We start from the raw sequence: 18,720 nt of genomic DNA on the forward strand, positions 1-18,720 counted from the left end.
TCCCGGCTTACAATTAACCTCGAAAAAATCAGCGATTACTTTTCATTCAGCCAATTCGCAACATCTTTGGCATGGTAGGTAATCAATAGATCGGCACCTGCACGTTTCATCGCAATCAGCTTCTCCATGACAACGCCTTTTTCATCGATCCAGCCGTTTTGGGCTGCTGCCTTCACCATTGAATATTCTCCGCTCACATTGTACGCAACCAATGGTGCATTGAATTCATTCTTCACATCTCTCATGATATCGAGATAGGACAAAGCAGGCTTCACGATTAGGAAATCAGCGCCTTCTTCCATATCAGACTGTGCTTCTCTTAATGCTTCCATGCGATTTGCCGGATCCATTTGATACGCGCGTCTATCTCCGAACTGAGGGGTGCTGTCAGCAGCATCACGGAATGGACCATAGAAGCTTGATGCATATTTGACTGCATAAGACATAACCGGTACATCTTCAAAGCCCGCCTCATCCAATCCTTTGCGGATCGCTGCTACAAACCCGTCCATCATATTGGATGGCGCAATGATATCTGCCCCTGCCTTCGCTTGGCTTACAGCCGTCCTTGCCAATAAATCGAGGGAAGGGTCGTTGAGGACTTTATCGCCTTCCACTACGCCGCAATGGCCGTGATCTGTATATTCACAAAGACATGTATCAGCAATGACGATCATTTCAGGATACTGTTCCTTGATGGCTCTTGTCGCTTCCTGAACGATTCCATGGTCATGGTATGCCCCGGTGCCGGTGCTGTCTTTTTCTTCCGGTACACCGAATAGGATGACAGATTTTATTCCAAGGGAAACGATCTCATCCATTTCCTGCTTCAGTAAATCAAGGGAATATTGATATACACCAGGCATTGATTTAACAGGGTTCTTTTTATTTTCGCCTTCTACGATAAACAGCGGATAGATTAGATCCTCGACATGCAGATATGTTTCCCTTACCAATGCACGCATGTTGGTTGATTGACGCAGTCTGCGGTGCCGTTTGAAATTTAATTCCATGATTGATCTTCCTCCTCGTTTTTTTGTATATATTCCATCATCTCGTTCACCATGGCCTCCGTCGTGTACACGGATGGGCAAATTCTTGGGGTGACTCCGAAATTCTTCAGCTCTTTAGCTGTCACCGGCCCAATGCAAGCAGCCGTAAGATGTGGAAGCACGTGATCCAATCCTTCTAAACGAATGATTTCCATAAAGTTCCTGACAGTGGAAGGGCTGGTAAAAGTGACAACAGCTTTGCCGCAATTTTGCAGCCAGTCTTTCAGTTTCCCCCTGCTTTCATCAGGAAAAAACGTTTCATAGATAGTCCAGTCATCAAGCGTGAATCCTTCATTACGCAGTCCTTCCGGAATGATGCTCCTGGCAAGGTTCCCGTGGGGAAAAAGGATTTTCCCCCCCTTTACTGCAGATATGAATTCTTCAACAAAATCTTCTGCACTGAATTTATTTGGCACAAAATCCGGTTCAATTCCTTCTTTTTGGAGAATTTTCTTTGTCTTATCTCCAACTGCCGCCCATTTCATTGTAGCAGGGATAGGGACATTGTTCTTCTCTAACGCTTTGAAAAAGAAACGGACGGTGTTGGCACTCGTGAAGATGATCCAATCATAATCAGCCATCTTCTTCAAATAATTGTCTTGAGCACCTTCTGCAGGACGGAACTCAATCATCGGAATATGGATAGCCTTTCCTCCGAGGCTAATAACCTTTTCACTCAGTTCCCTGCCTTGTTCTGCACTTCTAGTTATAAGAATATCCCATCCTTTTAAAGGATTCTGGGACAGGTTCATTGCTCCAATTCTTCTTTCACTTGATCGATCAGTTTTTTTGCGCCTTTTTCACTGAGCAATGCAGCGGCTTTTTCACCGACTTCCACTGGATCTTTGCCCACAACGGTTTCTTTATAGATCGTTTTCCCATCAGGGGCAGCAACAAGTGCTGTCAATGTAATGCCATTCTCGTTATCGACCACAGCATGTCCTGCAATCGGAACCTGGCAGCCGCCTTCCATTTTGTCCAGGTACGTCCTTTCCGCAACGGAAGCCAATTTCACTTTTGAGTCCGTGAATTTTGCCAGTTCAGCCAATAATTCTTCGTCATCTTCCCTGCATTCGATTGCAAGAGATCCTTGCCCCACTGCCGGTAAACAAACTTCAGGCTCAAGGAATTCTGTGATGACATCAGCTGCCCACCCCATTCTTGATAGGCCAGCAGCAGCTAAAATAATGGCATCGTACTCTCCCGATTCAAGCTTTGCCAGACGAGTGTCGATGTTGCCGCGTATCCATTTGATTTCAAGATCCGGTCTGACGGCAAGAATCTGAGCGCTGCGTCTCAGGCTGCTTGTCCCGACTACCGCGCCTGAAGGGAGATCCTTAAGCTTCATATGATTTTTGGAAATAAGGGCATCCCTATGGTCTTCCCTCACTGGGATGCATCCGATTGTCAGCCCTTCAGGAAGGACCGCTGGCATGTCTTTCATACTATGTATGGCCATATCGATTTCTTTATTGAACAAAGCCTGCTCGATTTCTTTAACAAACAGTCCCTTGCCGCCGACCTTGGAAAGTGTGACATCCAAGATCCTGTCTCCTTTTGTCACAATTTCTTTCACTTCAAATTCAAAAGGCAGACCCAGCTGCTTCAATTGATTGATGACCCAGTTCGTTTGTGTCAACGCCAGTTTGCTCTTCCGTGAACCGACAATGATTTTTCTCATGAATAAAGCCCCCTAATTAAGAATTCCAAAAATGGAATGATGATAATCGACTGATTAAAAAGAAGTTGATCAGCACAATCAAGAATGCCGCAATATTGAGGAGTGCCAAGGATTTCCCGTACATCTCCTTACGAATGCGCTGATATAGGAAAACACTATAGATGATCAGCAGGACGAATGAACCGATGATCTTGGGATCATACAATTGAACACCTTCTATTTTAATGAATGCCCATTGCAGCCCTAGAATCAAACTCAGTAACAGCATCGGTACGCCGATCAAATTTAATACATAAGACATTTTTTCAAGCTTTGATAAATCGCTGAGCCGCCAAAGCCTCTGCCCCCACTTTTTTTCTTTCAGCAGCTTATATTGAATCATATAAAGCAGCGAAAATACGAAGGAGAGGGAAAAGGCCCCATATGAAAAAATGGCCATCGTGATATGGATGAATAATAGTTCAGATACTAGCCTTTCTGCCATTGCATCCGATTGCATCTGAATTGGAGCAAATGTATGGATGGCCATGATGATGAAGCCAAGGATATTCGTAAAAAAGACGGTGAAATCCATTCTGAGCAGCCTGTTCATACCCAAGGAAAGGGTGATGAGGACCCAGGCATAGAAATACAGACCTTCAAAGATGGTCAGGACCGGGAATCGGCCTGTCCGAATCATATAAAGAAATAAAAAAATTGTTTGAAGGACCCAAACAATTGCAAGAATCCAGAAAGCGAAACGATTCGCCTTCTGGTTTTGATGTAAATAATCTATGAAATAAAGCAGAATGCTGATGGCATATAAAACAATCATGACTTCATGCAGCCTTGTCATTACCTGTTCAAACATGTAAGATACCTCACTTATGATTGGAAAGAAGGCTGTGTCTTCATATCAAAAGCGGCGCTGCGTTCATTAGACCCCGCCAGCTTATGCTTTTCAACTTGCTCTTCAATATGGAATATCTTCATAAAGAGATCAAGTTTTTCTGAAGAATCCTTTTGTCCTGCAAGTTCTTTTGCCTGCAGAATCGGATCTTTCAACAATTGATTGATGATGCTCTTAGTATGCTTGTTCAAAATCTTTCTTTCACGATCTGTTAGATCAGGCATTTTCCGTTCAATGCTTTCCATTGTATCCGCCTGGATGGCCAATGCTTTTTCCCGCAATGCTGAAATGACTGGTACGACGCCAAGCATGCGCAGCCAATCATTAAAAGCAACGATTTCCCCTTCAATCATCAGCATGATTGCATCTGCTGCTTTTCTTCGCTCTGCAAGATTAGCCTGAACGATATCTTCAAGATCGTCTATGTCATAAAGGAATGCTCCTTCAAGTTCAGAGATGGACGGATCCAAATCACGGGGCACCGCGATATCGACCATGAACAATGGACGCCCTTTGCGCAGGCGCTCCACTCCCGCCATCATTTCCTTGGAGATCACATAATCGCTTGCACCGGTAGAACTGATAAGGATATCCGCTTCTACAAGTGCACATTGAAGCTCCTGAAGCGTTTTAGCTGCTCCATTGAAGCGCTCTGCCACTGCCTGAGCCTTTTCAAATGTCCGGTTGATGACTGTGACCTTTGTAGCACCGCTTCCTTGAAGATTCTGAATGGCAAGTTCCCCCATCTTACCGGCGCCGAGGATCAATACGTGTTTATCTATAAGAGAACCAAATATCTTCTTCGCCAATTCTACAGCAGCATAGCTGACAGAAACTGCGTTAGAGCCAATTTCTGTTTCAGAATGCCCTTTTTTCGCCAGTGTAACAGCCTGTTTGAATAGATGATTGAAAACAGTACCGGTCACTTGAGCTTCCTGAGCAAGCAAAAAGCTGCTGCGCACCTGTCCAAGGATCTGTGTTTCGCCCAGCACCATTGAATTCAAACCGCTCGCGACTTTAAATAAATGCTCTATAGCCCCTTCTTGTTCGTAAATAAATAGGTGTGAAGTAAACTCCTCTTTATCTATTTGAAACCATTCAGAAAGAAATTCTTTAATATAATACCGTCCAGTATGAAGCTGATCCACCACTGCATAGACTTCTGTCCTGTTGCATGTAGAAATGATCACATTTTCGAGAATGCTCTTTTTATTCTTCAGGGCATTCATCGCTTCTTCTAATTGTGCTTCATTAAAGGACAACCGTTCACGAATCTCAACAGGGGCAGTTTTATAATTTAATCCAACCACTATGATGTGCATACTGAAATGACACCCCCAAATAAAATCTCTACTAAAATTATAACACGTCCTTTTTTCCTAAATCGAAAAAAATGTGAACAGAACATGAAACCTTCCATCCAACCTGTGTTATTATTTTATCCATAGTGCTCAAATGACAGATTCGTCAAAGAAGCACTTTTTAAAGCAGCAAAGTATCATATTTCGACAAATGTTTCCTTTTGTACAGTATCAAAAATCCACCAATTTTTCAAGTTTGCGACTCAAGGACGTGAAAATAATGAAAAAAAATCAAAAAATCTTTCCGGGAATCATTCTGATTGGCTTTGGACTTTACTTCTATATGCAGCAGGCGGATATTGTCATTTTCAAAGAAGTTTATACTTGGCCCACTCTCCTGATCATTGTAGGGGTCGCTTTCCTTGGACAAGGGTATTGGGCCAATGAATACGAGGCCATCTTGCCTGGTGTCATATTAGTGGGCTTCGGCCTGCACTTTCATGTCGTTAATAAATTGGCCATTTGGCCTGATCATATCGGTACGTTCATTCTGATCATCGCTCTCGGCTTTCTTCTTCGCTACCAAAAGACAGGGAACGGCTTATTCCAGGGACTGTTATTCCTGCTGCTGTCCATTCTTCTGCTTTTCTACGATAAAGTCATTTCCTGGTTCGGGATTCTGGAGAATAAAGTCGACGTTGCCTGGAATCTGTGGCCAGTGCTTTTGATTATTATTGGCATTTACCTTATATTTATCAAAAGAAAGTAAAAATCTCCATGCCGTCATAGGCATGGAGATTTTTCTTTATAGTACAGATTCTATAAACTCTCTTGTCCGCTGTTCTTTTGGATTTGCAAACATTTCATCCGGATGGCCCACTTCGACGATTTTTCCGTCATGCATATAAACGACCCAATCCGCCACTTCCCTCGCAAATCCCATTTCATGAGTCACGACGATCATGGTCATTCCTTCTTCAGCAAGCTCTTTCATCGTAGCAAGTACTTCTCCGACAAGCTCCGGATCAAGTGCAGACGTCGGTTCATCGAAAAGCATGATATCTGGCTTCATGGCAAGCGCCCTTGCAATGGCTACACGCTGCTTCTGGCCACCTGATAATTTGGAAGGGTAGACATTCTCCTTGTCAGCCAATCCTACTTTTTTCAATAGGCTCCTTGCTTCCTCCAACGCCTGGCTCTTCGGTATTTTCCTCACATGGATCGGCGCTTCCATGATATTTTCGATGACGCTTTTGTGGGGAAATAAGTGAAAGTGCTGGAACACCATTCCTACTTTTTGACGGATCTTATTGATATCATGCGTTTCCTGTTCGACTTGTTCGCCTTCAAAGATAATCTTTCCGTTATCCTTCACTTCCAAAAAATTGAGGCAGCGCAGCAAGGTGCTTTTTCCTGAACCACTTGCTCCAATTAAACAGACAACATCACTTTCTTTAACGGATATATCGATGCCCTTCAAGACATGTAAATCACCAAACGATTTATTTAGTTTTTCTACTTTAATCATTTCCTGTTCAGTCATTTTTCCATTCCTCCATTCCTCTTGAAACCTTCATTCCGATCAGTCTCCTACAGACATTTTTCGTTCTGCCACCTTGACGGCCATAGAAAATACAAATACAAGAACGAGATAGTAGACTGCTACAATCAATAGATAGGTCATGTAGTCGAAATTATTGGAGCCCAACGTTGTCGCAACGCTGAATAATTCGTACATTCCAATGAAAGATGCCAGTGAAGAGTCCTTCAAGGCAATGATGAATTGGTTTCCGAGTGGAGGCAGCGCTCTTCGGAATGCCTGCGGCAATACAACTCTGCGCATGGTCAATCCTCTTGACATCCCTAATGAACGTCCGGCTTCCATTTGCCCCTTATCGATGGACTGGATGGCTCCGCGGAAAATTTCTGCAATATATGCCCCGTTATGAAAAGCAAGTCCGATCACAACAGACCAGAAGCTTGAAATATTCAATGAGGTAAGTCCGTAGTAAATAACAAAGATTTGTACAACAAGCGGAGTGCCGCGTACGACGAAGATATAAAGATCCGCTAAAATTTCAAGCGGTTTGATTTTGGAGATTTTCAGAAATGCAAAAAACAATCCGATAAAAATAGCTATGAATACCGATATGACGGTTAATTCAAACGTAAGCTTCATACCTCTTAAAAATATGTCGTAAGTGTCTGCAAAAGCATTTAAAAAGTGCACTTATTAATCCCCTCCCAATTACTAAATAAAAAGCGCGAATGCACCGCAAAGCACATTCGCCCTTCATAAACTGTGTTTACTTTTTGTCCGGGTTCTCAGTGATGTCTTCGCCAAAGTATTTTTCGCTGATTTTCTTTAATGTTCCGTCTTTACGCAGTTTTTCGAGTGCTTCATTTATTTTTTTCAACAATTTATCGTTGTCTTTTGCAACGGCAATTGCCTGTTCGCTGCGCTCAATGAGCTGCTGGTCTTTAACTTTCAGCCCTGCTCCCATCGCTTCTTTTCCTGTAAGGAAATCAGTGATGACGGCATCATTCTTTCCTTTGCTCAATGCTTCCAATGCAACCACGTCACTATCATATTGGCTGATATGATCAGTCACTTTCTTTGCGATGTCGGCATAGGTTGAACCTTTGGAAACAGCAACTTTTTTCCCTTTAAGATCATCCAATGTTTTTATGGAACTGTCAGGACGTGTGAAGATTTGAGGACCTGAGTAGTAGTATGGAGTAGAAAAATCGACACTCTTCAGTCTTTTATCTGTAATCGTATGACTGGCCACCGCCGCATCAAAGCGCCCGGATTTAACACCTTCTACGATTCCTGCAAATTTGAACTTTTTCTGGACCGGCTCCAAGCCAAGTTCTTTGGCCACTGCTTCTGCTACATCAATATCAAACCCAGACATTGTTCCGTCTGCCTCGGTTACACTAAACGGTTTGAATTCTCCTGATGTAGCATAAACAAATTTCCCTTTTTCCACCAGCTTCGTACCATCGCTGGTCGTTGCCTTCCCTCCACAGGCAGAGATGAAGACCATTGCCAATACAATTATGAAACTCGTTATCCATTTTTTCACTTTTTCAGATTCCCCCTGATTTCTATTTTTTTAGTACTCATTACAATGGTACCAGTCAGATTGAATTTTCTCAAAATTCATTTAACTGGTCTCACCTTCCTATTCCCTTATTTTTTGAAATGTAAACCTCTCAACTCCCAGATTCTTTAAAATCCCTTCCCATCCTCCGAGATCCTTCCAATCTCTTTCAGACACCAGGTATTTTTACCCATGAAAAAAGAAGATGCCCAATAGTTTGAGCATCTTCGCTTTCATTACATGAATTTTTTTATTGCGCTCCAGGCTTCATCTTTTCCCAATCCGGTTTCAGAAGAGAAAAGGACCACTTGATCACGCGGGTCAAGATCTAGTGTTTCCTTGACGATTTTCAAATGTTTGTCCCATTTTCCTTTTGGAATTTTATCTGCTTTGGTCGCAATCACGATACAGGGGATTTCATAATGTTTTAGGAAATTATACATCATGACATCGTCCTTTGACGGCGGATGGCGAAGGTCCACAATCATAACAACCGCATCGAGCTGCTCCCTTGTGGTGATATATGTTTCAATCATTTTCCCCCATGCTTCCCGCTCTGTTTTCGAAACTTTCGCGAAGCCGTAGCCGGGAACATCGACAAAGAAAAGCTGTTCTTCGATTTTGTAGAAGTTCAAGGTCTGTGTTTTGCCGGGCTTGGAAGAAATCCTCGCCATGCTTTTTCTGCCGATCATCTTATTGATGAAAGAGGATTTCCCTACATTCGATCTTCCTGCGAGGGCAAATTCGGGAATGGTTTCTTCCGGATACTGCTCTGGCCTTACTGCACTGATTACTAGCTCTACTTGATTTACTTTCATGATGAGGCTCCTTCTAACGCGTTTTTTAATACCTCATCAATATGAGAAACCAATATGAATTTCAACTCATTTCTAACTGATTCAGGTATATCGTCAATATCTTTTTCGTTGTCTTTCGGAAGGATGATCGTTGTCAATCCCGCTCTATGCGCACTTAACGTCTTTTCCTTCAAACCGCCAATAGGCAGCACTCTTCCACGCAAAGTGATTTCCCCGGTCATGCCCACTTCTTTCCGGATCGGCTTATTGGTCAATGCTGAAATGAGGGCAGTGGTGATGGTGATGCCGGCTGATGGACCATCTTTTGGAACGGCTCCTTCAGGCACATGGATATGGATATCATATTTCTCATGAAAATCTGCTTCCAGATTCAATTCTTTCGCCTTGGATCTAACCACACTGTAGGCAGTCTGTGCAGATTCCTTCATGACATCCCCGAGCTTGCCGGTAAGGACAAGTTTTCCTTTTCCAGGAGATAGAGAAACTTCAATTTGGAGTGTATCTCCGCCCACTGTCGTATAAGCAAGTCCGGTAGCCACGCCAATCTGATTTTCTTCTTCAGCAAGCCCATGTTTGAAGATCGGTTTGCCAAGAAAATCAGCCAGTTTGGATTTAGTGATGACCACGCGCTTTTTATCACCGGAAACGATGATCTTAGCCGTTTTGCGGCAGATGGAAGCGAGCTGTCTTTCCAGGCTCCTTACGCCTGCTTCTCTTGTATAGTAGCGGACGATGCCTTCAAGTGCATCTTCTTTCATCTGAAGCTGGCTCTTCGCAAGGCCATGTTCCTTCAGCTGTTTAGGAAGCAGGTGGTCTTTAGCGATATGGACCTTTTCCTGTTCAGTATAGCCTGCAATCGTGATGATTTCCATCCTGTCCCGCAGCGGTCCTGGAATTGTCGCCAGATTGTTGGCAGTAGCTATGAACATCACTTTTGATAAATCAAACGTCTCTTCAATGTAGTGGTCGCTGAAATTATAGTTTTGTTCAGGGTCCAGGACTTCAAGCATGGCTGAAGATGGGTCCCCCCTGAAATCATTGGACATCTTATCGATTTCATCGAGAAGGAAGACAGGATTGTTTGTCCCTGCCTTTTTGATGCCCTGGATGATCCGTCCAGGCATGGCTCCTACATACGTACGGCGGTGGCCCCTGATTTCCGATTCATCTCTGACTCCCCCAAGGGAAACCCGGACGAACTTCCTTTGCATGGAATCCGCTATGGAGCGGGCAAGGCTGGTTTTCCCCACTCCTGGAGGTCCTGCAAGACAAAGAATCGGTCCTTTCAAAGATTTCGTCAGCTGCTGAACAGCCAAATACTCTAGTACTCGCTCTTTTACCTTATCCAGACCATAATGATCCCGTTCGAGGATTTTCTCTGCCTTATGGATATTTAGGTCGTCCTTCGTTTCTTTTGACCAAGGCAGGGAAATTAGCCAGTCGAGATAGTTCCGGATTACTGCGCTTTCCGCAGAACTTGTTGGGACTTTCTCATAGCGGTCCAGTTCTTTGAGGGCCGTATTCTGGGCAGATTCAGGCATGCCAGCTGCTTCGATTTTCTCTGTCAGCTCAGCTATTTCACCGGTTTTTCCTTCTTTATCTCCCAATTCCTTCTGGATTGCTTTCATTTGTTCACGCAAATAGTATTCTTTTTGCGTGCGTTCCATCGATTTCTTAACACGCTGCCCTATCTTCTTCTCAAGATTGAGCACTTCTTTTTCATTTAGGATGATCTCAACCACTCGATTCAATCTTTCCTTCACATCGAGTGTTTCAAGGATCTCCTGCTTATCTTTTAATTTCATTGGAAGATGGGAAGCCACAATATCAGCCAACCTGCCCGGCTCTTCGATATCCGCAACAGTAGAGTAAGTTTCAGCAGAAATTTTCTTGGAAATCTTTATGTATTGTTCAAAGTATTCAAGCATCGTCCTCATCAATGCTTGAAGTTCTGCATCAGCTGACTCATCATCTTCATAGATATTTAATTCAACAGAGTAAAAATCATCCTCATGATGGAATTTTGTGATTTCTCCCCTGTTTAGTCCTTCCACTAAAACCCGGATTGTCCCGTTTGGAAGCTTCAGCATTTGCTTCACTTTTGTCAAAGTCCCCATTTGATACAGGTCATCTTCTTCAGGGTTATCTATAGAAACTTCTTTTTGAGTTGTTAGAAAAATAAGATGGTCGTCCATCATTGCCTGTTCCAACGCCTGTACAGATCGTTCACGGCCTACATCCAAATGCAGGACCATTGTCGGATAAACAAGCAAACCTCTTAACGGAAGGAGGGGAACGATGTTTTCATTTTTCTTGGCCATTCAGCGCACCTCCTAAATGCAATTCCTTTCACACAAAGGCCTAGACAATAAGTCTTTGTACAATTCTAACTCATTTGCCAAAGGGTGTCCATTCTAGAGCTTAATGGAATAAAAAAGAAATCATACCTCTTTTACATTAAAAAAACCCGGCTCTCCTTTTAACATATCAAGCAACTTCAGAAAAGTACTCCATGATATATTTCGAGGAGAGAACCAGGCGTTTATACGCTTTTTTTATCTTGGTTTCCGATGCTTGGCTTGAAAAGATCGATGCTGTTTTCTCTTGAATCCAACAAGGATAATTGAAACACTTCTTCCAATTGAGTGACAGGGATGATTTCGATCCCTTCCACTTCATCCAATATGGATTGCATATTTTCCTGAGGGATGATGACCTTTTTAGCTCCTGCCAATTTAGCAGCCTTCGCTTTTGCCAGGACTCCACCAATCGGCTTAACAAATCCGTGGATGCTGATTTCACCGGTCATGGCAACTGTATGGTCCACAGGGATTTTATAAATTGCTGAATAAATCCCTGTCGCCATTGCAATACCAGCTGACGGTCCATCAACTGGAATTCCGCCTGGGAAGTTGACATGAATATCGTATTGATCAGACGGAACTCCCATCGCCCTCAAAACAGTCAATACGTTTTCAATCGATCCCTTTGCCATACTCTTCCTTCTGATTGATTTTCCACGATCCCCGATGCTTTCCTCTTCTACAATACCTGTAATATTGATGGATCCTTTATCTTTTGATGGAATGACCGTTACTTCGATCTCAAGGAGAGAACCGCTGTTTGGTCCCGTAACAGCAAGGCCATTTACAAGTCCGATCGTGCTTTCTGCTGCTATTTTCCGATCCATCCTCGGATTCATCTGACTTGAATGTACCATCCATTCAATATCTTCATCCTTGATGTAGTCGCGATCCTCTGTTATAGCCAGACCAGCAGCAATTTGGACCATATTCACTGCTTCCCTTCCATTTCTCGCGTAATTGGACAAAGTATCCAAGCCTTCTTCGCTTATGGAAAGAGTGACTTTTTCTGCAGCCTGTCTTGCTACAATCTTTACTTCTTCTTGTTCTAAATTACGGAAAAATACTTCCATGCATCTTGAACGGATAGCAGGAGGGATTTCGTTCGGTGTACGTGTGGTTGCTCCGATCAATCGGAAATCTGCCGGCAGTCCATTTTTGAAAATATCATGTATATGAGTGGGAATTTGATTATTTTCTTCACTATAATAAGCACTTTCTAAAAATACTTTGCGGTCTTCCAACACTTTTAAGAGCTTATTCATTTGAATGGGATGAAGCTCACCGATTTCGTCGATGAATAAGACTCCCCCATGGGCATTGGATACTGCTCCTTGCTTTGGCTGGGGAATTCCAGCTTGTCCCATGGCTCCTGCACCTTGATAGATTGGGTCATGGACAGAGCCGATCAACGGATCTGCAATCCCTCTTTCATCAAACCTTGCAGTCGTGGCATCTAATTCTACGAAAACTGAATTTTGCCTGAAAGGAGATTTGGATTGTTTCTTGGCTTCTTCCAAGACTAGTCTGGCAGCTGCCGTTTTTCCGACACCCGGCGGACCATATATGATCACATGCTGCGGATTGGGTCCGCAAAGTGCGGCCTTTAGAGCTTTGATGCCATCTTTTTGGCCAACAATATCTTCGAAGCGGCTGGGCCGGACTTTTTCTGCAAGCGGTTCTGTCAATGAAATCGATCTCATTTTTCGCAGCTGGTCCATTTCTTTTTTTGATTCTCGATCGATCGAGACCTTTTGCGTGCGCTGACTTTTAAGTAAATTCCAGAAGTATAAGCCTATGATGATTCCAAAGAATAATTGAATCAATAGTGCTATACCTGTCCACCCCATAGATATCCCTCCATTTGTCTTGCTTGATACCAATAGTATCTCCGTCAAAAAGAGGGAATAAACCAAGTTTCGGATGAAAAAGGCCCGGAAAAGTTATCCTTTTCCGGGCCTTTCAGACTTATGGCAAACGCCTCGCATCCTCACAGACTTATAGCAATCTCGTGTGATTACGCAGATGTTTTTGTTTCTTCGCTTGCAGAGACGATGGTACCGTCTTCTAGCAGAAGTTTTGGTGCTTTGTTTTCAAGGACTGTTTCCTTCGTGATGATGCATTTTTTGATGTCATCTCTAGAAGGAAGTTCGAACATCACATCAAGCATGAGTGTTTCGATGATAGATCTCAGTCCGCGTGCACCGGTTTTTCTTTCAATCGCTTTTTTAGCGATTTCAACCAATGCATCCTCTTCAAAGTCCAAATCTACTTCATCTAATTCAAGCATTTTTTGATATTGTTTCACCAATGCATTCTTAGGTTTTGTCAGAATTTCAATCAGCGCTTCCTCATCAAGTGGAGTCAAGCTCGCAATGACTGGAAGACGCCCAATAAATTCAGGAATCAATCCGAATCGAAGTAAATCTTCTGGAAGCACTTTGGAAAGAAGGGCTTTATCATCCACTTCGTCCTTCTTGACTTCGGAACCGAATCCGATTACTTTTTGCCCTAGGCGGCGTTTGATGATTTGTTCCACACCATCGAATGCCCCACCGCAAATGAATAGAATATTCGTAGTATCGATTTGGATGAATTCCTGATGTGGATGTTTGCGTCCTCCTTGTGGTGGAACGCTTGCGACAGTTCCTTCAAGGATTTTCAACAATGCCTGTTGGACACCTTCACCAGATACATCCCTTGTAATGGAAGGATTTTCTGATTTTCTTGCCACTTTATCAATCTCATCGATATAAATGATTCCTTTTTCTGCTTTTTCCACATCATAATCAGCCGCTTGGATGAGCTTTAGAAGAATGTTTTCTACATCCTCCCCTACATACCCTGCTTCTGTTAAAGATGTTGCATCAGCAATAGCAAAAGGAACATTCAATATTCTAGCAAGTGTTTGGGCCAAAAGCGTTTTACCGCTACCTGTAGGTCCAATCAGAGAGATATTACTCTTTGCAAGCTCTACATCGTCGACCTTGCTGTTGGAATTGATGCGTTTATAATGGTTATACACAGCAACAGCCAATGATTTTTTGGCTTGGTCCTGTCCGATAACATATTCATCAAGGATTTCACGGATTTCCTTTGGCTTCGGAACATCCTTAAACTCAACTTCTTCTTCCGTCCCAAGTTCTTCTTCTACGATTTCTGTGCAAAGCTCAATGCATTCGTCACATATATACACACCAGGACCTGCAACCAATTTACGGACTTGATCCTGAGTCTTTCCGCAGAAGGAACACTTCAATTGTCCTTTTTCATCGTTAAATTTAAACAATGAGTTCACCCCTTATTTAAAAGCTCTATGTTCTTTGAACCTATGTCGGGATTTGACTATTTCGAAGCCAAAATCCCAAAAAATTGTTATGTATTGCATTGTAACACATTTTTCTCAATGACAAGTAACGTTAACACTCGAGTCTATTATGTAAAAAACCTACCCTACAGGAATTCCCCTGAAAAGGCCATTGTATTCAATCATTATGTATATTTTTTTGTACAAAACAAGGCACGAGTATTTCGCGCCTTGTTTCATCATAATCTTTATTCTATATTATGCAGCAGTTTTGCTATTATCTACAAGAAATTCTACAGCTTTACGGATTTGAAGGTCTGCTTTCAATCCATCAACGTTGCCTAATGCATTTTTGATGTTGTCAACTGACATGTTGTACATTTCAGCCATTTTTGAAAGTTCCTCTTCAACTTCTGCATCAGTTGCTTCCAAGTTTTCAGCTTTCGCGATTGCTTCAAGCGTCAAGTTCATGCGTACGCGCTTTTCAGCATCGTCTTTCATTTGTCCGCGAAGAGCGTCTTGGTCTTGACCAGAGAATTGGAAGTACAATTCAAGGTTCATACCTTGCATTTGAAGGCGTTGTTCGAATTCTTGCATCATACGGTCAACTTCTGTGTTGATCATTGCTTCTGGAATATCAACTTCGCTGTTCTCAGTCGCTTTCTCTACTAGAGTATCGCGAAGAACTTGCTCAGCTTCGTTCTTTTTGGTTTCAGCAAGACGGTTTTTGATTTTTTCTTTCAATGCGTCAAGTGTTTCAACTTCTTCATCTGCATCTTTAGCAAATTCATCATTCAGCTCAGGAAGCTCCTTCGCTTTGATTTCGTGCACTTTCACTTTGAAAGTAGCTGGTTTGCCTGCTAATTCAGCAGCGTGGTACTCTTCAGGGAAAGTAACTTCAACTTCTTTTTCTTCTCCGGAAGCTGCTCCAACCAATTGGTCTTCAAAGCCTGGGATGAATGTGCCAGAACCTAGTTCGATAGAGTAGTTTTCAGCTTTTCCGCCTTCGAATGCTTCACCATCTACGAAACCTTCGAAATCGATTACGACTGTATCGCCATTTTCAGCTTGTCCTTCTTCTTTAACAACAAGCTCAGCTTGACGCTCTTGAAGAGTTTTTAATTCGTTTTCAACATCTTCATCGGATACTTCAGCATCCATTTTTTCTACTTCAAGGCCTTTGTATTCGCCAAGTTTCACTTCAGGCTTAACTGTTACAGTCGCTTTGAAGATTAACTCTTTGCCTTTTTCCATTTGCTCAACGTCGATTTCCGGACGATCTACAGGATCGATTCCTGCTTCTTCAACCGCATTCGCATATGCTTCAGGAAGAATGAAATCAAGTGCATCTTGATATAAAGACTCTACACCGAAACGCTGTTCGAACATTCCACGAGGCATTTTACCTTTACGGAATCCTGGTACGTTGATTTGTTTAACTACTTTTTGGAATGCAGAATCCAAGCCGTTTTTAACTGTTTCAGCATCTACTTCTACAGTCAATACTCCCTGGTTTCCTTCTAGTTTTTCCCATTTTACTGACATACTTTTCCCTCCAACAATCTATATTTGTTAAGTTTTTTAGTTTACATCATTTCTTTAGGCTTGGTGAAAAACGTTCTATCATCAATACCTCTTAAAAAATGAAAAAAGAATATGCTTCTGAAATACATATTACAACCATTTCATTATAACATACGTTTTTTTTGTTTCAACAAAGACCTATAGAATCGGTAAAGAAATTTCTTCTAACCCGCGCAGGAGTGAGATGCCTGCTTCTAATTCAGGTGTATTTACCCGGTATTGCTCCGCCGCTTCATCAATGGAAGGCATCTCCCCATAGTAGTCCTGCATCAAGGTTTGATAGGCTGCTGCTGCAAGATCGATGTCCCCATCAAGCAGGGAGAAGGGGTAGTAAAGGAAAGTGTGGCGCTTCACTATATCCATGGCCTGCTCATACAGAGTAGGGCTATCCTGCGAAAAAGCTTCTTCCAGTTTTTCTGATAAGCCGGTAAAGAAAGGAGTGCTGAAAGCTTCAGGTAATTCAGCAGGGATCTCCTTGCTTTCCATATCCAATTTCTTAATTACGACTTCCTTTTCCACTCCGTGTTCCTTTAAAGTGTTCAGGACCATTGTCTGCAGGAATGGATGGCTCGATTCTGAAGCAAGGAATCCCATCAGCTCCTTCATATATGGATGGATATTTCGATCTGCCAGCTGGGCGATGAAAAGAGTCTGTTCTTCAAGACTCTTCTCTGCCAATCCTTGTACTGCTTCCACTTCTTCCTCCAAGAGCCGCTCATCGTTTTCACTTGATGTGGAGTCAGCCATTCTTTCGCTGAATTGAAGAAGCTTTTGAAAGTGCTCTGCCTTTTCGGGGGGCACTTCTTTTTCTTCCAGCAGCATCTTGATGACTGATTCAATCTCCTTATGTTCCTTTAGTTGAATAAGCGACATCAAATAAAGATCGACTATGTCAAAATAATCGCCTACTCCTTTATGGAGAAGGTCACGGCATATCTCCTTCGCTTCTTCATATCTGCGGGATTCATAGAGGGCAATGGCGAGGGCCATATCAATTTCGCCATGCTCATGTTCTTCATTAAGTTCCTTGGCTTTTTGGAGGGATTCAATGGCTTCTTTGAAGTGCTGCGTTTTTAGATGATCGAGGCCAACCTCAAGATATCTGTCCTTAAGATTTGGCAGGTAGACTACATTTCCTTCTTTTTTTACTTTTTTCTTCATAAGGTACCGCCTTTATATCTTTAAAAGTAATTAATAATGATAATACTTTTTCAAGTCAATGTTATTTGTCCATTATCCAATTATCTTGCTTTATTTTCAACTTTCCATATATACAAAAAAAGCCTGCCGGTTAAGGCAGACTTAAGTATGTAGTGTAATGGCGTCCCAGGAGAGATTCGAACTCCCGACCGCACGCTTAGAAGGCGTGTGCTCTATCCAGCTGAGCTACTGGGACATGAACTGTTTGTTAAGACACTTTTTATTATATTCATATAGCTACTGTATGTCAACAGGTTTTAGGGAGAAAATTAATTTCCCCCTAAAAAATATTTAAAAAGAAAATTCCGTTCTTAGATCATCAAGCTCTGAATGTGCATCATCATAGATTTTCACTACGACCTTTTGCGGCAGTTTCTCCACAATCGCATAGGTTCTTTCCACTCTGCCACGTGGCAGGAGGATGCTCCCTGGGTTCAGAAAAATGATATCTTCAATTCTTTCTGCTCCAACTAAATGAGAATGGCCGAAAAATACGAAATCGGCTCCTTCTTCCTTCGCCCGGTAAAACAGCTTGTCCAGCGACATTTTAATGCCGAATAAATGCCCGTGGGTAACGAAAACTTTGGATCCAACGATTGTTTTAACCTGGCATTCAGGAAATCTGGCATCCATATCGCAATTGCCCCTTACCGTAATGAATGGAACAATCGCTTCATCATCAGCTTTTAATTCCGAATCCCCGCAGTGAATCATGGCATCCACCACGCCGGAATATTTTTCTGCGAGTTCCTTTAGGATTCCAGATGAGCCGTGGCTGTCGCTGACTACTAGCAGCTTCATCTTGCATCCCCTTCAATCAATTGGCCGATCATACCGCTAAGCTTCTTTAATGCATTTGCCCGATGGCTGATTTGATTTTTTTCTTCAGAGGATAGTTCTGCCATGGCCACTCCTTTTTCCTTTACAAAAAAGATTGGATCATAGCCGAAACCATTTGTACCTGTTCGTTCAAGAAGGATGCTTCCCTCACATGTCCCTTCGACTGTCACTGTTTCCTTTCCGGGAATGGCCGCAGCCAAAGCACAATGGAACCGTGCAGAACGGTCTTCTCCCGGGACATCGATCAGTTCTGCCAATACTTTATCCATATTTGCTTCATCATCTTTTTGTTCACCTGCATAGCGTGCCGAATAGATGCCCGGTCTGCCGTTAAGGGCATCTATTGCTAGACCGGAATCATCAGCGATTGCAATGGTGTTCATGGTTTTAGAGATGCCTTCCGCTTTCAGGATGGCATTCTCGGCAAAGGTTTTGCCTGTTTCTTCGATATCCGGTGCATCAGGGAAATCCAAAAGGGTCTTCACTTCCACTCCATACGGAGCAAACATTTGGACAAATTCCTTCGCTTTCCCTTTATTTTTAGTAGCGATAATAATGGTATTTGAATCAGACATATT

Annotated in this window: 17 protein-coding genes and 1 tRNA gene; 1 reads left to right on the forward strand and 17 read right to left on the reverse strand. The window is 42.6% G+C overall.

Annotation, left to right across the window (positions count from 1 at the left end; genetic code table 11):
* Positions 1-35: 35 nt before the first annotated feature.
* Genes hemB through hemA form a run of 5 tightly spaced genes read right to left on the reverse strand, consistent with a single transcriptional unit; the run spans position 36 to position 4,944 of the window.
* Entirely contained in the window at positions 36-1,013 is a 978-nt protein-coding gene (gene hemB / locus DFR59_RS07715; RefSeq protein ID WP_425454700.1) for a porphobilinogen synthase, read from the reverse strand.
* Entirely contained in the window at positions 1,004-1,804 is an 801-nt protein-coding gene (locus DFR59_RS07720) for a uroporphyrinogen-III synthase (protein WP_114745054.1), read from the reverse strand. Before DFR59_RS07720 ends, hemB begins: the two co-directional genes overlap by 10 nt.
* Positions 1,801-2,733: a hydroxymethylbilane synthase gene (gene hemC, locus DFR59_RS07725; RefSeq protein ID WP_114745055.1), complete on the reverse strand. Its 933-nt coding sequence runs from the start codon at positions 2,731-2,733 to the stop codon at positions 1,801-1,803. The genes DFR59_RS07720 and hemC overlap by 4 nt, the downstream gene beginning before the upstream one ends.
* Before the next feature lie 16 nt (positions 2,734-2,749).
* Positions 2,750-3,583 carry a cytochrome C assembly family protein gene (locus DFR59_RS07730; protein ID WP_114745056.1) on the reverse strand — a complete coding sequence of 278 codons (834 nt, stop codon included), beginning with the start codon at positions 3,581-3,583 and terminating at the stop codon, positions 2,750-2,752.
* 14 nt (positions 3,584-3,597) lie between these two features.
* Positions 3,598-4,944, reverse strand: a complete 1,347-nt coding sequence (gene hemA / locus DFR59_RS07735) for a glutamyl-tRNA reductase (RefSeq protein WP_114745057.1) — start codon at positions 4,942-4,944, stop codon at positions 3,598-3,600.
* 259 nt (positions 4,945-5,203) lie between these two features.
* Here hemA and DFR59_RS07740 point away from each other — a divergent pair, with 259 nt between their 5' ends.
* A complete protein-coding gene (locus DFR59_RS07740) occupies positions 5,204-5,692 on the forward strand; it encodes a LiaI-LiaF-like domain-containing protein (RefSeq protein ID WP_114745058.1) in 489 nt (162 codons plus the stop codon).
* Positions 5,693-5,728: 36 nt separating this feature from the next.
* Here DFR59_RS07740 and DFR59_RS07745 read toward each other — a convergent pair whose 3' ends face one another.
* The 12 genes from DFR59_RS07745 to DFR59_RS07800 all read right to left on the reverse strand — a co-directional run bounded on the left by DFR59_RS07745 (position 5,729) and on the right by DFR59_RS07800 (position 18,717).
* Complete coding sequence (locus DFR59_RS07745; RefSeq protein ID WP_114745059.1) at positions 5,729-6,466, reverse strand: amino acid ABC transporter ATP-binding protein; 738 nt, start codon at positions 6,464-6,466, stop codon at positions 5,729-5,731.
* 39 nt (positions 6,467-6,505) lie between these two features.
* Entirely contained in the window at positions 6,506-7,153 is a 648-nt protein-coding gene (locus DFR59_RS07750; RefSeq protein ID WP_281269343.1) for an amino acid ABC transporter permease, read from the reverse strand.
* Between the two features lie 76 nt (positions 7,154-7,229).
* Positions 7,230-7,973, reverse strand: coding sequence for a transporter substrate-binding domain-containing protein (locus DFR59_RS07755; protein ID WP_114745267.1), 744 nt, complete (start codon positions 7,971-7,973; stop codon positions 7,230-7,232).
* 293 nt (positions 7,974-8,266) lie between these two features.
* The gene (gene yihA / locus DFR59_RS07760) at positions 8,267-8,848 is read right to left on the reverse strand and encodes a ribosome biogenesis GTP-binding protein YihA/YsxC (protein ID WP_114745060.1); all 582 of its coding nucleotides are present in this window, start codon (positions 8,846-8,848) and stop codon (positions 8,267-8,269) included.
* Complete coding sequence (gene lon / locus DFR59_RS07765; protein ID WP_114745061.1) at positions 8,845-11,169, reverse strand: endopeptidase La; 2,325 nt, start codon at positions 11,167-11,169, stop codon at positions 8,845-8,847. Before lon ends, yihA begins: the two co-directional genes overlap by 4 nt.
* A 221-nt stretch (positions 11,170-11,390) precedes the next feature.
* Positions 11,391-13,061 carry an ATP-dependent protease LonB gene (gene lonB, locus DFR59_RS07770; RefSeq protein WP_114745062.1) on the reverse strand — a complete coding sequence of 557 codons (1,671 nt, stop codon included), beginning with the start codon at positions 13,059-13,061 and terminating at the stop codon, positions 11,391-11,393.
* Between the two features lie 167 nt (positions 13,062-13,228).
* Positions 13,229-14,500: an ATP-dependent protease ATP-binding subunit ClpX gene (clpX, locus tag DFR59_RS07775; RefSeq protein WP_114745063.1), complete on the reverse strand. Its 1,272-nt coding sequence runs from the start codon at positions 14,498-14,500 to the stop codon at positions 13,229-13,231.
* A gap of 276 nt (positions 14,501-14,776) precedes the next feature.
* Positions 14,777-16,063: a trigger factor gene (tig, locus tag DFR59_RS07780; protein ID WP_114745064.1), complete on the reverse strand. Its 1,287-nt coding sequence runs from the start codon at positions 16,061-16,063 to the stop codon at positions 14,777-14,779.
* 177 nt (positions 16,064-16,240) lie between these two features.
* Entirely contained in the window at positions 16,241-17,263 is a 1,023-nt protein-coding gene (locus tag DFR59_RS07785; RefSeq protein WP_114745065.1) for a tetratricopeptide repeat protein, read from the reverse strand.
* A 158-nt stretch (positions 17,264-17,421) separates the two neighbouring features.
* Positions 17,422-17,498 (reverse strand) — tRNA-Arg (locus DFR59_RS07790).
* Positions 17,499-17,593: 95 nt separating this feature from the next.
* Positions 17,594-18,103 (reverse strand): metallophosphoesterase, encoded by a 510-nt coding sequence (locus DFR59_RS07795; protein ID WP_114745066.1) that lies wholly within the window; start codon positions 18,101-18,103, stop codon positions 17,594-17,596.
* Positions 18,100-18,717 (reverse strand): XTP/dITP diphosphatase, encoded by a 618-nt coding sequence (locus DFR59_RS07800; protein ID WP_114745067.1) that lies wholly within the window; start codon positions 18,715-18,717, stop codon positions 18,100-18,102. The genes DFR59_RS07795 and DFR59_RS07800 overlap by 4 nt, the downstream gene beginning before the upstream one ends.
* Positions 18,718-18,720: the final 3 nt, after the last annotated feature.

This window comes from Falsibacillus pallidus (assembly GCF_003350505.1).
Lineage (GTDB): Bacteria > Bacillota > Bacilli > Bacillales > DSM-25281 > Falsibacillus > Falsibacillus pallidus.

Coding starts and splice junctions, on each gene's coding strand:
- hemB (WP_425454700.1), bottom strand. CDS start 1,013: ATGGAATTAAATTTCAAACGGCACCGCAGACTGCGTCAATCAACCAAC.
- DFR59_RS07720 (WP_114745054.1), bottom strand. CDS start 1,804: ATGAACCTGTCCCAGAATCCTTTAAAAGGATGGGATATTCTTATAACT.
- hemC (WP_114745055.1), bottom strand. CDS start 2,733: ATGAGAAAAATCATTGTCGGTTCACGGAAGAGCAAACTGGCGTTGACA.
- DFR59_RS07730 (WP_114745056.1), bottom strand. CDS start 3,583: ATGTTTGAACAGGTAATGACAAGGCTGCATGAAGTCATGATTGTTTTA.
- hemA (WP_114745057.1), bottom strand. CDS start 4,944: ATGCACATCATAGTGGTTGGATTAAATTATAAAACTGCCCCTGTTGAG.
- DFR59_RS07740 (WP_114745058.1), top strand. CDS start 5,204: ATGAAAAAAAATCAAAAAATCTTTCCGGGAATCATTCTGATTGGCTTT.
- DFR59_RS07745 (WP_114745059.1), bottom strand. CDS start 6,466: ATGACTGAACAGGAAATGATTAAAGTAGAAAAACTAAATAAATCGTTT.
- DFR59_RS07755 (WP_114745267.1), bottom strand. CDS start 7,973: ATGGTCTTCATCTCTGCCTGTGGAGGGAAGGCAACGACCAGCGATGGT.
- yihA (WP_114745060.1), bottom strand. CDS start 8,848: ATGAAAGTAAATCAAGTAGAGCTAGTAATCAGTGCAGTAAGGCCAGAG.
- lon (WP_114745061.1), bottom strand. CDS start 11,169: ATGGCCAAGAAAAATGAAAACATCGTTCCCCTCCTTCCGTTAAGAGGT.
- lonB (WP_114745062.1), bottom strand. CDS start 13,061: ATGGGGTGGACAGGTATAGCACTATTGATTCAATTATTCTTTGGAATC.
- tig (WP_114745064.1), bottom strand. CDS start 16,063: ATGTCAGTAAAATGGGAAAAACTAGAAGGAAACCAGGGAGTATTGACT.
- DFR59_RS07785 (WP_114745065.1), bottom strand. CDS start 17,263: ATGAAGAAAAAAGTAAAAAAAGAAGGAAATGTAGTCTACCTGCCAAAT.
- DFR59_RS07795 (WP_114745066.1), bottom strand. CDS start 18,103: ATGAAGCTGCTAGTAGTCAGCGACAGCCACGGCTCATCTGGAATCCTA.
- DFR59_RS07800 (WP_114745067.1), bottom strand. CDS start 18,717: ATGTCTGATTCAAATACCATTATTATCGCTACTAAAAATAAAGGGAAA.